General features: G+C 72.3%; 12 protein-coding genes. 6 read left to right on the forward strand and 6 right to left on the reverse strand.

The features are described 5' to 3' along the window. Positions 1–5: 5 nt before the first annotated feature. Together leuD and PV343_RS00715 are read left to right on the forward strand one after the other, a co-directional pair. Entirely contained in the window at positions 6–614 is a 609-nt protein-coding gene (gene leuD, locus PV343_RS00710; protein ID WP_319144744.1) for a 3-isopropylmalate dehydratase small subunit, read from the forward strand. Beyond that, the gene (locus PV343_RS00715) at positions 611–1,507 is read left to right on the forward strand and encodes a LysR family transcriptional regulator (RefSeq protein ID WP_319144745.1); all 897 of its coding nucleotides are present in this window, start codon (positions 611–613) and stop codon (positions 1,505–1,507) included. Before leuD ends, PV343_RS00715 begins: the two co-directional genes overlap by 4 nt. Positions 1,508–1,553: 46 nt before the next feature. On the opposite strand, the gene PV343_RS00720 is transcribed toward PV343_RS00715, so the two are convergent. Both PV343_RS00720 and PV343_RS00725 read right to left on the reverse strand, forming a co-directional pair. Beyond that, the gene (locus PV343_RS00720) at positions 1,554–1,964 is read right to left on the reverse strand and encodes a cupin domain-containing protein (protein WP_319144746.1); all 411 of its coding nucleotides are present in this window, start codon (positions 1,962–1,964) and stop codon (positions 1,554–1,556) included. Between the two features lie 63 nt (positions 1,965–2,027). Further along, positions 2,028–3,896, reverse strand: coding sequence for an FAD/NAD(P)-binding protein (locus PV343_RS00725; protein WP_319144747.1), 1,869 nt, complete (start codon positions 3,894–3,896; stop codon positions 2,028–2,030). 141 nt (positions 3,897–4,037) lie between these two features. Between PV343_RS00725 and PV343_RS00730 the strand changes: the two genes are divergently transcribed. Both PV343_RS00730 and PV343_RS00735 read left to right on the forward strand, forming a co-directional pair. Beyond that, complete coding sequence (locus PV343_RS00730) at positions 4,038–4,691, forward strand: cysteine hydrolase family protein (protein WP_319144748.1); 654 nt, start codon at positions 4,038–4,040, stop codon at positions 4,689–4,691. Continuing rightward, positions 4,688–5,869, forward strand: coding sequence for a pyridoxal phosphate-dependent aminotransferase (locus PV343_RS00735; protein ID WP_319144750.1), 1,182 nt, complete (start codon positions 4,688–4,690; stop codon positions 5,867–5,869). Before PV343_RS00730 ends, PV343_RS00735 begins: the two co-directional genes overlap by 4 nt. 22 nt (positions 5,870–5,891) lie before the next feature. Here the strand turns inward: PV343_RS00735 and PV343_RS00740 are convergent, their stop codons facing one another. Next, positions 5,892–7,367 carry an MFS transporter gene (locus PV343_RS00740; protein ID WP_319144751.1) on the reverse strand — a complete coding sequence of 492 codons (1,476 nt, stop codon included), beginning with the start codon at positions 7,365–7,367 and terminating at the stop codon, positions 5,892–5,894. 64 nt (positions 7,368–7,431) lie between these two features. Between PV343_RS00740 and PV343_RS00745 the strand changes: the two genes are divergently transcribed. After that, positions 7,432–8,271 carry an ArsR/SmtB family transcription factor gene (locus tag PV343_RS00745; RefSeq protein WP_319144752.1) on the forward strand — a complete coding sequence of 280 codons (840 nt, stop codon included), beginning with the start codon at positions 7,432–7,434 and terminating at the stop codon, positions 8,269–8,271. A gap of 113 nt (positions 8,272–8,384) precedes the next feature. Beyond that, a complete protein-coding gene (locus PV343_RS00750) occupies positions 8,385–9,392 on the forward strand; it encodes a TauD/TfdA family dioxygenase (RefSeq protein WP_319144753.1) in 1,008 nt (335 codons plus the stop codon). Between the two features lie 32 nt (positions 9,393–9,424). Here PV343_RS00750 and PV343_RS00755 read toward each other — a convergent pair whose 3' ends face one another. From PV343_RS00755 to PV343_RS00765, 3 genes are all read right to left on the reverse strand, one after another. Beyond that, a complete protein-coding gene (locus PV343_RS00755) occupies positions 9,425–10,150 on the reverse strand; it encodes a response regulator transcription factor (protein ID WP_319145158.1) in 726 nt (241 codons plus the stop codon). Between the two features lie 92 nt (positions 10,151–10,242). After that, the gene (locus PV343_RS00760; protein WP_319144754.1) at positions 10,243–11,424 is read right to left on the reverse strand and encodes a LeuA family protein; all 1,182 of its coding nucleotides are present in this window, start codon (positions 11,422–11,424) and stop codon (positions 10,243–10,245) included. A 378-nt stretch (positions 11,425–11,802) separates the two neighbouring features. Next, complete coding sequence (locus PV343_RS00765) at positions 11,803–12,786, reverse strand: enolase C-terminal domain-like protein (protein ID WP_319144755.1); 984 nt, start codon at positions 12,784–12,786, stop codon at positions 11,803–11,805. Positions 12,787–12,848 lie beyond the last annotated feature (62 nt).

Below are 12,848 nucleotides of genomic sequence, written 5' to 3' on the forward strand. Positions count from 1 at the left end.
CCGCCATGGAGAAGTTCACCGTGCACGTCGGTACGGCCGTCCCGCTGCGCCGCACCGACGTCGACACCGACCAGATCATCCCCGTCCGGTTCTGCGCGAGTACCCGCCGCACCGGGCACGCGGACGCACTGTTCGCCGACTGGCGGGCCGAGCCCGGCTTCGTCCTGGACCGGCCCGAGCGGGCGGGCGCCAGCGTTCTGGTGGCCGGCCAGGACTTCGGGACGGGTTCGTCGCGCGAGTACGCGGTCTGGGCCTTGCAGGACTTCGGGTTCCGGGCCGTCGTCGCACCCCGCTTCGGTGACATCTTCCGCGGCAACGCGCTGATGAACGGCCTGCTCACGGTCGTGGTGCCGACGGAGGCGGTGGAACGGCTGTGGGAGCTGACGGAGAGTGATCCGCGGGTCGGGGTCACGGTCGACCTGGAGCGCCGGGAGGTGCGGTGCGCCGGTCTCGTCCAGGCCTTCGACATCGACCCGGAGGTGCGGCGCAGGCTGCTGGGCGGCCTCGACGGCATCGCCGACACTCTGCGGTACGAGGCGGACATCGCCCGCTACGAGGCCGGGCGCCGGCCCGCGCTGCCGGTGACGCGCCCTGCGGTGACGGTGGCGCCGTGAAGCTCAACCAGTGCGCGGCGTTCGTCGCGATCGCCGACACCGGCAGTTTCACCAACGCCGCTCGGGCGCTGGGCGTCAGCCAGTCCGCCATCAGTCACGCCATCGCCGGTCTGGAGACCGAGTTGGGGGTGACGCTGATGGTGCGGGACCGCTCCGGTGTGGAGCTCACCGACGCCGGGCGCCGTGCCCTGGAGCCCGCGCGGGGCGTGGTGACGCAGGCGGACCGGGTGCGGCGGGCGGTGCGCGGCACGGACACCGAACCCGAGGGCACCTTGCGCATCGGCACCAGTCAGAGCTTCGCGGCACGGCTGCTTCCGGCGCTGATGTCGGAGTTGCACATGCGCTATCCACGGCTGCGGATCGAGTTGCGCGAGGCTGGTGACGCGCAGATCGCCCAGTGGCTGCGCGCTCGTGGCATCGATCTGGGCATCGTGTCGCTGCCCAAGCGTGGCCTGGCCACGGCGCCGCTGCTGCAGGACGAGATGTTCGCGGTGCTGCCGGCGCACCATCCGCTGGCCCCCCGGCCGGAGCTGCGGATCGCCGAGCTGGCCGGGGAGCCGTTCCTGATGCCGGTCGGGGGGGTCGAGACGATGGTGCGCGCCGCGTTCCGTACGGCCGGCCTCGAGCCCGAGGTCAGCCATCACGTGCGGGACACCAACGCGCTGCTCGCGATGGTCGCCGCCGGGCTCGGCACGACGGTCATTCCGTGGCTGGCCCTGCCGCCGTCGCTGCCGGAGGTGCGGCTGGTGCCGCTGTCCCCGGCGGTCGTGCGCCATCTGGGCATCGGCACCCGTCCGGGGGCCGAGGACTCCCCGGTGGTGGGGGCCTTCGTGCACGCGGCGCGGTCCCTGGCGCTGCGCAGCGACTGGAGGAGGCTTCCCCTTGCCGCGTAGCCGGGGTTCGCGCGGGCCGCGGGCAGCGGGGGCGACGGGCGGGCGGTCAGCCCACGAGGCGGGTCGGCGCGTGCCGGACTCCGAGCACGGTGCAGCCGGTCTCCGTGCTGACCCGGTGGACGCTTCCGGGCCGCTCGATGACGAGGTCACCGGGACGGTAGCGGTCGCCGTTGTCGTTGAGGAGCTCCCCCTCCAGGACGAGAATCAGCTCGTGGCCGAGGTGTTCGTGCAGGTCGCCGTGGGCGCCGGGAGCCATCCGGGTGATCATCGCCGCGCCCGCTTCGGTGCCGTCGGTCACGTAGAGGCGGTGCAGGTCGACGCCGACGCGACCGGGTTCCTCCCAGCGCTCCCAGGGCAGGGCGTCCAGGCCGACGGGGTCGAAGATGTCGCGCAGGACGGTCACTTGGCGTATCTGGGGCGAGGCGGCGGGAGCGGCGGAGCGGGTGACGACGGACATGGGGGCGCTCGCTTTCGGGAGGCTGGGACGGGACGTGGTGCGGGGGCGGGTGCCTGGCGGGCGTCAGCCGGTGCGGGCCGGGAGCGGGGGTGCGGCGGCCAGGGCCGGGGCGACGATGTCCGCGGCGACGGCGTCCGCGTTCTGGACGAAGTCCGTCCAGAAGCCGGGCCTGCTGCTGCCGCCCTGCATGAACCAGCGGGTGTGCTCGGTGGGGATGCCGAGGACGTACAGGCCGCGGTCGGGCCGGCCGGCACGGTCCACGGGGTGGAAGGGGGCGCCGGTCACGGCGACGCCGCCGGTGTCGAAGCGGTCCCCGTCCGTGCCGTGGTTGACGTACGACGTCCAGATGCCCTGTTCACGCAGACTGCGGGTGAGGGGGTGGGGGTCGAGACGCATGTCGGGAGTGGGGACGCGGGCGTCGATGACGGTGTCCACGAGGATCTCGGAGCCGCTCACGTAGGGCGAGTGGACGCTGAAGCGTCCGGAAGGGTGCGGGCGCAGGCGGGTGTCGGGGCCCACGACGCGCAGGACGCCGCAGCGCAGCAGGGCGTCGGCCTGCCGCAGCCGCCTGCGCGGGGGCCCGGCGGCGAGGAAGGAGCTGCGCGGGACGTACCAGCCGAGGAACTCCTCGCGGTGCGAGACGGGGGTCAAGCCGGCGAAGTCGACGAGGGAGCGGATCACGGCGCGGGAGTCGCGGATGACGTCGAGGGCGGCCTTGAGCGGGTCGTCGACGTTGCCGGCGTCGGCATGCGCCAGGTCCTCGGCGAGCGCTTCGGTCAGCGCCCTGGTGAACTCCTCGGGTCCGGCGAAGTGCCTGCCGGCGAAGGGGCGGGCCTGGGCGTCCAGGTCGATGCGGGGCACGTCGCCGAGGCCGTATCCGGCGGCGACCGCGGGGACGTCGGGGACGCCGCTCTCGGCGGCGGCGACGACCTCCGCCTCGAACGCGGCGGCCTTCCCCGGCTCTCCGCGGGCGGTCAGCGTCGTGGCGTAGTAGACGAGTTCGACCTCGGCGAGCAGCCATGGCAGGGCGTCGTCGGCGAAGGAGAGAGCGCCGTGGCGGCCGCGGGCCAGGACCCGTTGGGTGGTGAACAGCACGTGGCGGTGGCGGTGGTCGTGGTGTTTCTGGTTGCGGCCCCGGCCCGGCAGGGGCATACCGCTGCGGGAGCCGGCCACGATGACGGGTTCGCTGCCGGTGGGCCGGTAGACGAGCCGGCCGCCGTCCTCGTCGTAGTGTCCTCCGCGGCCCTCGGTGAGCGCGGCCATCACGTCGTAGAAGGACAGGCCGAGTCCGAGGACGCCGACCGCCGACCCGGCGGGTATCTCGTCCAGGGGCATGTCTGCGGCGCTGTCACCGGCGATGTGGCGCAGGCCGGGGTGACGGGCGGCGTGGGCGGCGAGGCGGCGCTGGTTGCCGGTGAGTTCGGGCGTGGTGTGACCGGTGGTCAGCACGACGCGGTCGACCGTGAGACCGGAGCCGTCCCGAAGCGTGAGCCGGTATCCGTCGCCGGTGCGTTCGAGGGCGTCCACGGTCGCGTGGACGGGAATCAGCCGGACTCTTTCGGGAAGGTTCTTCTCGATCGCGTCGAGGAGAAAGCGCATATAGCGTCCGTGAAGGGCGCGCGGCGCGTAACTGTTGGGCCCCGGGTATTCCGGGTCGACGGAACTCCACCACTGGGCGAGCGACGGGCCGGCGCCCGGTCTGGCGGGTCCGCCGTCGGGTGGTCCGGAGAACGCGGAGACCTCGTCGGCGACCGTGTTCATCAGGAACCACCGTGGCTGGTCCGTGCGCCAGATGCGGCCGGTGCCGACCCGGTGGGAGTCGATGAGGTGGATCTCCACCACCTCGTGCACGGGCCCCTCGGCGAGGCGCGCCGCCATGCGTTCGAGGACGGACACCCCACGCGGACCGCTGCCGATTATGGCCACCTTCATGTGTACCCCTTCCGGGAATCGAATTTCCGTCCTTTGGCATTCCGAAGGTAGGAGTTCCGGCTTCCGGGTTCAACACTGATTCATTGATTCATCGCATGAGTGTTTCTCATGCAATTCACGAGCGGAAGGAAAGAGAAGGAAATGGACTGGGCTGGGACTCCGGAACAGGGCTCGGGCGAGCGCCCCGCGCTGCTCGTGCTGGACCTCATCAACGAGATCGTCCATCCGGACGGCAAGTACGCGGCCGACGGTTATGGCGCGCAGGCGCGTGAACGGGGTGTCCTGGCACGGGCCGCCGAAGCGATCCGCAGGGCCCGTGCCGCGCGGATACCGGTGATCTACGTCGTCGTCGGCTTCTCCCCCGGTCATCCGGAGTGGCCTGCCGGGTCCCCGGTCTTCGAGAAGGCGAAGGACGACGGCCGTCTGGTCCTCGGGACGTGGGCGACGCGGGTGCACGACGCGCTCGCACCCCGGCCGCAGGAACCGGTGGTCGTCAAGCACCGCATCAGCCCGTTCCACGGCACGAACCTGGAGGTCCTGCTGCACACGGCGGGCATCGACACGCTCCTGCTCACCGGCGTCTCCACGGAGCTGGTGGTGCTCACCACCGCCCAGGCCGCCCATGACCGGGACTACCGCGTGCGGGTCCTGGAGGACGCGACACTCGCGGGCGACGCCGAGGTCCACGAAGCCGCGCTGAAGATCCTGTCCCGGATCTCGACCGTCACCACCGTCGCCGAGGCGCTGCCCGCCGGGCCGGTCTCCGTCACCGAGCCGCAGGGCCCCCGGTCATGACGGCGCGAGCCGCGGCCCGCTTCCACGCGATCGAGGAGTCGGCGACCTACGCGGTCTTCGACATGGTGGCGCGGATGCGGGCGCAGGGCCTTGAGGTGGTGGACCTGGGCGGCGGTGAGCCGGACTTCGACACCGCCGGCCACGTCGTGGACGAGGCGGTGGGCGCGCTGCGCGACGGTTTCACGCACTACACGCCGAGCCGCGGGCTGCCCGCGCTGCTGCGGGCGGTCTCCGCGAAGCTGGCCGAGGACAACGGGGTCGTTGCGGACGCGGCCACCGACATCGTCGTCACGCCGTCGGCGAAGCACGCCCTGTTCGCCGCGCTGGTGACGGTGCTCGATCCCGGTGACGAGCTGCTCGTGCCGACACCCAGCTGGGTCAGCTACACGGAGATGGCGCGGCTGATCGGCGCACGGCCCGTGCAGGTCGCGCTCGACGGCGCGGACGGCTTCCGGATCACGGCGGAGCTGCTGGAGCGGCACGTCTCCCCGCGGACGAAGGCGCTGCTGGTCAACTCGCCGAACAATCCCACGGGCCGGTCGCTGACCGCCGAGGAGGCGGCCGTGATCGCCCGGTTCGCGCAGGAGCACGACGTCCTGCTGATCTCGGACGAGATCTACGAGAAGATCCTCTACGACGGCCGCGCCCATCTCAGCCTGGCCGCGCAGCCGGGCTGCGCCGACCGCACGATCACGGTGAACGGCTTCTCCAAGGGCTACGCGATGACCGGCTGGCGCCTGGGCTACGCGGCCGGGCCCACCGATCTGATGGCGCAGCTGCTGAAGGTGCAGCAGCACACGGTGGGCTGCACGGCGTCGTTCGTGCAGCGGGGCGGGATCGCCGCGCTCACCGGCTCGCAGGAGCCGGTCGAGTGGATGGGCGCGCAGTACGCCGCCCGCCGGGATCTCGTCGTGCAGGGGCTGAACTCGCTTCCGGGGGTGTCCTGTTCGCCGCCCGACGGCGCGTTCTACGCCTTCGCCGACATACGCGGCACGGGGTTCGCGGACTCGGCGTCGTTCGCGCAATGGCTGCTGCGGGAGGCCGCGGTGGCGGTGATGCCCGGTTCGGCGTTCGGGGCGGGCGGCGAGGGGTTCGTCCGGCTGTCGTTCGCGACGTCGCCGCAGGTGCTGCGGACGGCGCTGGACCGCATGGCGCGGGCACTGGCCGCGCGGAGCTGACGCTCCGCGCGCGGACCGCGGGTCACGTGGTGCGTCCGGCGGCACGCCGCCGGACGCCCAGGGCCAGCACGGTGCCCGTGGCGAAGGCCGCCGCCGCGATGCCCGCCGAGAGCCGCAGCCCCGAGGTGAAGTCGCCGGCCGCGGCGGCGAGGGTGCCGAACAGGGCGACACCGACGGCGCTGCCGACCTGCCGGGCGACGTTGAAGACGGCGGATGCGATGCCCGCGCCGGAGGCGGGGGCGCTCTCGATGATGGCGGCGGTGGCGGCGAGGGCGGTCATGGTCTGACCCAGCCCGGTGGCGATCAGGGCGAACAGCAGGACCGGGTACGGAGTGTCGGGCCGGGCCGTCAGCCAGCCGAGGAAGCCCACGGTGCCCAGGGCGAGGCCCCCGGCCATCGGGACGTAGGGGCCGGTGCGGGCGGCCAGGCGGCTGAAGAGCGGGGCCGCGACGAGCCCCATGCACACCGAAGGCAGCAGGGCGAGGCCGGTGGTCAGGACGGTGAAGCCGCGCTCCTGCTGGAAGTAGAGGGTGGTCAGGAAGAGCATGCCGTAGTAGCCGAGGCTGATCAGCAAGCCGATCGCGGCGGTCGCGGTGAACGCGCCCGAGCGGAACAGGGACGGCGGCAGCAGCGGCGCACGGCGGCCGCGTCCGGCCTGTTCGCGTGCTTCCAGGGTGCGTTCGACCAGGGCGAAGGCGGTCAGGCAGGCCGCGCCCGTCCCGAACGCCGCCAGGACCAGCGGGGAGGTCCAGCCGTGCGAGCCGGCCTCGTTGAGGCCGCCGGCCAGGGCGACGAGGCCGACGATGCCGAGCACCTGGCCGGCCGGGTCCATGCGGCGGACGGGCGTCTTGCGGGCGGTGGCCGGGACGTGGCGGAGGGTCAGGGCGACGGCGAGCGCGGCGACCGGCAGGTTCAGCCAGAACACGGAGCGCCAGTCGAGCCCGGAGACGAGAAGGCCGCCCACCGCGGGCCCGGCGCCGAACGCGATCGACGCGACGGCTCCCCACACGGCGATGGCCCGGGCCCGCACCGCGCGGTCGGGGTAGGTGGCCTGGAGCAGCGCGAGCGAGGCGGGCACGAGCAGGGCGGCGCCGGCACCCTGGGCGAGGCGTCCGGCGATCAGGGTGCCGGAGCCGCCGGCCAGGCCACAGACCAGGGAGGCCGCGGTGAAGACGCCGAGCCCGGTGAGGAACGTGCGACGGTGGCCGAGCCGGTCGGCGAGCCCGCCGCCCAGGAGCAGCAGCCCGGCGAAGACGGTGCTGTAGCCGTCGACGATCCACTGGAGGGCCGAGGGCCCGGTGTCGAGGGCGGTGCGGATCTCGGGGACGGCGACGTTGACGACGGTGACGTCCAGCATCACCAGGAAGTAGCCGAGGCTGAGGGCGATCAGCGGGGGCAGGAAGAGGGCGGGCCGGCCGGCCGGGGCGGGCGAGGAGACGGCGGCGGCGCGCGGTGCGACGGCCCGCCCGTCTTCGGGGGTGAGGTCGGTGGTGGTCATGGCACCAGCTTCGACGCCGGATACTTCGCCACACGACGAAGTGTCGTTGTCGTACGGTGGTGTCATGCCGAACACCAGCCGTACCACGGGGACGTCCGCCCGAGGCGCGGGCGCGTCACGGCGCCCGGGCCCCGCATCCGATGAACACACCGATGCGCCGCTCAAGCACCAGACCGACATCGCCCGCGCCGCGGCCCTCATCGCCGATCCCTCGCGCGCCCGCATCCTGAAGTGCCTGGCCGACGGCCGCGCCCTGCCGGCGAGCGCGTTGGCCGGTGAGGCGGGAATCACCGCCGCCACGGCCAGCGCGCACCTCGCCAAGCTGGTCGAGGGAGAGTTCGTCACCGTCGAGGCACGGGGCCGGCACCGTTACTACCGACTGTTCGGGCCGGACGTGAGCGCCGCGCTGGAGGCCCTCGCCCTGATCGCCCCGCCGCTGGCCATCACGTCCCTGAAGCAGAGCAGTCGCACCAACGCCCTGCACCGCTCCCGCACCTGCTACGACCATCTCGCCGGACGGCTTGGCGTCGCCCTGATGCAGTCGCTGCTCGACCTCGGGGTGCTCACCGGCCACGACGGCATCCACCGGCCCGCCGAGGCCGTACGGGACCGGCCGTCGTCGTACGGCCGCGACATCGTCTACGAACTCTCCGACGAGGGCCCGTCGATCCTCGCCGAACTGGGCGTGGACACACGCCGGTTGCCACCGCGCCGGCCCGCGGTCCGCTACTGCGTCGACTGGAGCGAGCACCAGCACCACCTCGCGGGCGGGCTCGGCGCGGCCCTCACGGCGCGTCTGTTCGCCCTCGGCTGGGTGCGCTGGGGCGCCGCGCCGCGCGTGGTGCACCTGACGGACGAGGGCGCCGTCGGCCTGGAGCGGACTCTGGGGCTCGTGGTCGGGTGAGCGGGCCCGGCCTCCACTTCGGTGGAGGCGCCGTACGACATCGGCGGACGCGGTGGACGCAGCCTCCTCCGAAGGCCGATGTGCGGCTGCGGCGCGGCGGCGAGGCTCGGGGTATGGAACCCATCTACGAACTGTCCGGGCCCGAGCGCGAGCAACTGACCGCAGTGCTGCGCTCCGTGGCCAAGAACCCGTACGAGGACTACGAGGGCTTCTCGCGTGCCGTCGGCGACCTGATCGCACGGGGCGAGGTGCCCGCCTTCTTCGCCGACGTCTGTGCTCGTATCCACCACGACCGGACGACGGGCGCCTCCGACGCGCACGTGCTGCGCAACTGCCCGCTGGACGAGGACATCCCGCTGCTGGACCTGGACGACCCGGTCGCGGACAAGCACGCGCGGAAGAAGACATTCATCGGCGAGGCGTTCCTGGAGCTCTTCGCCCAGTTGGTCAAGACTCCGCTGCTGTCCTACGCCACCCGTTTCAACGGGGACTTCTTCACCGACGTCGTCGCCATCAACCGCTACAGCGGGATGCAGACGGGTTTCAGCGACAGCGAACTCGTCTACCACAACGACCGCACGGCCCATCCCGTGCGGGCGGACTTCATCTCGCTGCTCGGCATGTACTGCCCCGAAGGCGAGTTCGTCTACACCGGGTTCGTCGACGGTCGTGACCTGCTCGCGCATCTGACGGACGAGGAACAGCGACAGCTCAGGACGGCCCAGTTCGTCACGCCGTTCGACGTGTTCTCGCGGGACAACAACAAGGAACTGACCGTCTCCGAGGTCCACCCGATCCTGGAGAACCACCACAGCTTCCGCTACCTGGACACGTGCACGACGGCCGCGCCGGACGCTCCCGAGTCCGCGAAGGACGCGCTGCTGGCGCTCAAGGACGCGCTGGTGCGCGCGGACAAGACCCGTCACCGCATCCGCACCGGTGACCTGTTCGTCTTCGCCAACCAGGACGGGCTGCACAGCCGCGACAAGATGGAGATCAACGATGCGGCGCGGGCGCGGCAGCGCTGGCTGTTGAAGACGTACGCCTTCCGCGACGAGGCCGCCGCCGAGCGGCACGCGGACCGCTGGCTGGACGGCGTGCGCGGACGCGTGGGCGACTGACGTCCCGGGTGCGCCGGTCCACGTCCGCGCCGTCATGACCAGGGTGGGCGGTCCTCGTCGAGCGCTTGGCGCATCAGCAGGACCGCCTCCAGGCGGTTGCGCACGGACAGTTTCGTCAGCGCGTGCGACACATGACTCTTGACGGTCGCCGGCGTGACCTTCAGCCGCCGGGCCGCCTCGCGTGTGGACATGCCCTCCGCGAGCACCGTGAGCACCTCGCGCTCACGTTCGGTCAGGGAGCGCAGACGCAGGCCGACCGTGCGGTCGCCGCGCGGGCGCGCGGGCGCGGTCGTGGTCGCGCGGCCCGCCGGCGTGCACAGGCCCACCAACTCCGGCGACACCACGACGTATCCGACGGCCACCGCCCGCACGGCGGCAGCGAGCCGTCCGATCGCGGCGTCCTTGACCAGTACCGCCGCGCAGCCCGCGGCCAGCGCGTCCCCGACGGTGCGCGCCGTCCACCGCGTGTCGAGGAGCACGACGCGCACCCCCTTGTGCACCAGGTCCGGCACGAGGGATGCCGGCCTGGGCCGGAAGGCGTCGGCGAGCACGACGACGTCCACTCCGTCCAAGGGCCAGCGATGCAGCGGCCGGCCGCTGTCGGCGGTGCCCAGCACCCTGATCCGGTCGGCTCCGTCCAAGGCCCCCGCCAGGACGTGCCGGGACACCGGATCGGCGTCGGCGAGCAGGACGCTGACGTCGGCGGCCTCCGGCTCGTACAGCAGGACGCGGCCGTTCTCGGTGCCGCGCACGGTCATCTCCACGCGCTGTCTCCTTTCTCACTGGACAGCCTGCGCCACGCACAGGCGGACCGGGGCCGGCGTGCGGCGGGCCCCGGTCCGTGCGTCGCTCAGGCGGCGGCCGGCTGCCGTGTCGTCAGTTCGCGGGCCAGTCGGGCCTTGACGACGGAGATGTCCTCGCAGTCGGCGCCGGTGCGCTCGGCGATGTGCGTCCGGTAGAGCCCGGCCAGGTCCTGCTCGCTCACGGCGATCCCGAGCTCGTCGAGGATGTGCCGCAGCACGGCCCGGCCCGAGTGCCGTCCGATCAGCAGGGACCGTTCACGGCCGAAGCGGGCGGGCTCCACGTACTCGTACGTCGCCGGGTTGCGCAGCATGCCCTGCTGGTGGATGCCGGCCGCCGTACCGAAGGCGTAGGTGCCGAATATCGCCTTGTTGCGGGGCTCCTCCAGTCCGATCACCGCGCGCAGCGCGGTGTAGGCCTCGTACATCCCGGCCACGTCGATGTCGGTGTGCAGGCCGAGCAGAGCGCCCTTGTAGGTCAGCAGCGCGGCCACTTCCTCGAGCGGGGTGTTGCCCGCGCGTTCACCGACGCCACCGAGCGTGACCTGCACCTCGTCGGCGCCGGCGGCCAGGCCCGCGACGGCGTTGGCGAGGGAGAGCCCGAAGTCGTCGTGGCAGTGGGTGGCGACGCGAACCCCGTCGGGGAGCCAGGAGCGGAACTCGGTGATCAGCGCCCCGTACTCCTGGGGGAGGTGGCATCCGGAGGTGTCGGCGACGGCGAAGCACACGGCCCCCGCCTCGACGGCGCCCAGGGCGATGGCGCGCAGCAGGTCCCGTTCGCCACGGCTGGCGTCCTCGATGCCGACGGACACCTCCTCGACGCCGAGGGCGTAGGCATGGGCGACGGTGTCGGCGACCTCGTGGACGGCCTGGTCACGGCTGATGCCGCGTTTGTGGGCGAGGTGCAGGTCGCTGCCCGTGGCCATGACCTGCACCTGGTGGCGCTCGGTGCCGCCCGCCTCCACGGCCGTGTCCACGTCGGACCGTACGGCCCGGCAGAACGTGGTGAAACGCGCGGAGGTCAGGTTTCCGGAAATGAGCCGGGTGGCCTGGAACTCGCTGGGCGAGGAGGCGGGGAACCCGGATTCGATGTAATCCACACCGAGCGCTTCTATGCGCAGTGCTGTATCGAGTTTCTGACGTGGGGTCATCGCGTTTCCGGGTGCCTGCTCACCGTCGCGGAGGGTGGTGTCGAAAATAGACACCCGGCGTGATTCCCTTTTCACTGACATCGTGTCCTCTTCCTCGGCCGATGCTGCTCGCGCAGCGCAACACCGGTGAGGCTAGGCGGATTCGGTGCCGTTGAGGGCCGGTTGCGCTGGCCTCTGGGGGCCATGACCCGTATGAGTCGTGCAGGCCGCCGGGAATCACCGGAACGGTGGCCCGTGGCCGGTTCGGGCCACGTCACTTCTGGGTCAGCTCCACCGCTTGCCGAGAGGTGGAGGTGGAATGCGAAAGTTTTGGCGAAGGCGCCGCAACGCGTCCGGACTTCTCGAACGAAGGGGCATCCCTGATGCGTAATTCCATGGCCGAACCGACTGCCTTTGCCATCCATTGCCTCAGCGACGACGATCTGATCTGGGGTTGAGGAGCGGGCCGCGGGTGAGGGGCTATCCCCACAGCGCAGGGGAGGGCGGGACCAGCATCCCACCCTCCCCTTGCAGTGTCGGAGCACCCGCTCCGGAGGCGTCCAGCCACCGCGGCAGGGTGACGTGGTCGGCGCCCGGCGCCGCGTGCAGCGCGGGCGCGCAGGACAGAGCGGTCGCCGGGGGCGAGTCCAGCAGCACCGCAAGGCCCCGCTGCCCGGCCTGTTCCATGATTCCCAGGGCCGCCGTCAGGCCGCCCACGGCGTCGAGTGAGAGGTTGATGCCGTCGTAGCGGTCCCCGAGGCGCCCCAGGTCGGTGCTCTGCTCGTAGGTCAGGTCCGCGATGATCGGGAAGGGGCGCGGCAGTGCGGCGAGAGCCGCGGACCGGGCCCGCGGCAGCGGCTGTTCGAGCATGCGTACGCCGTGGGCGTGGAGGATCGGCAACATCACGTGGAGCCGGTCGGCGTCCCAGGCCCCGTCGGCGTCGACCATCAGCCAGGCGTCAGGCCGCAGCCGGCGTACGGCCGTCAGCCGGGCGAGGTCGTCGTCGAGGCCGCCCGCGCCGAGCATGAGCTTGAGGTTGGCGAAGTCCTCACCGTCCGTCAGCTCCCGCTCCAGCAGCTCGGTCGCCACCGGGGAAACCGTGCGGACGGCGGGCACCGGTCGTGGCGGAGGCATGCCCAGCAGCTCCCACGCGCGCTGTCCGCTGCGCTTGGCGAGCAAGTCCCAGAGGGCGGAGTCGAGGGCGCTGCGCAGGGGGCCCGGCGACAGCAGCCCGGGCAGTTGAGCGGGGCTGATCATCCGCTCCAGGCCGTCCCTGACGGAGGCGAACTGGTCGCGCAGGACGTCCGGTGCGTGTGTGTCCAGCGCGGGCTGGAGGGCCGCCTCGCCTTGTCCGGTGCTGCCCGCGTTGCGCACCGTCACCCGCAGTACGGCCCACCCGCCCGCGCCCGGTTCGGCACCTGCGGGGGACAGCCTGGCGGGCAGGACGGCACACCGGACCTGCATCGGGGTACCCGTAAGGGATCGGAGGAGTGCGGGGTTGAACACGAGGGCTCCTGACTCGCGGG

It is taken from the genome of Streptomyces sp. WI03-4A (assembly GCF_033792105.1).
GTDB classification, from domain to species: Bacteria; Actinomycetota; Actinomycetes; order Streptomycetales; family Streptomycetaceae; genus Streptomyces; species Streptomyces collinus_A.